1 protein-coding gene is annotated in these 397 nt (G+C 40.8%); it reads right to left on the minus strand.

From position 1 onward, the window contains the following. A partial coding sequence (locus GOU96_RS18390; RefSeq protein ID WP_324702133.1) for a VOC family protein occupies positions 1-351 on the minus strand: 351 nt, incomplete at its 3' end. Positions 352-397 lie beyond the last annotated feature (46 nt).

Here is a 397-nt window from a genome sequence, read left to right on the forward strand (position 1 = left end):
TGCTTCAGACCAAACAGCAAATTCATTACCACTTGGCTCTGCAAAATGAAAACGACAACCACCTGGAAACTCAAAGATAGGACGGATGATATGACCGCCATTTTTCACGACTTTTTCTAAAGTTGCTTCAATGTCTGAACTGTAGAAAATTAACAGTGCGCCACCATTTTCAGTACGACTAGAAAGCTCAGCCTTGAAAAAACCACCGTCTAAGCCTTCATTTGAGAAAGCTGTATATTCAGGTCCATAGTCAACAAAACTCCAGCCAAAAGTCTTTGAAAAGAACGCTTTCGTTGACTCTAAGTCGTTCGCTGCAAACTCCACATAATTAAGCTTTTCATGCTGGTTCATTGTTAACTCCTGTCAATTTTTCCAATTAGCGCATAACGCCCGCCTA

The sequence above is a fragment of the Vibrio sp. R-1 genome (assembly GCF_035615595.1).
GTDB lineage: Bacteria > Pseudomonadota > Gammaproteobacteria > Enterobacterales > Vibrionaceae > Vibrio > Vibrio cholerae.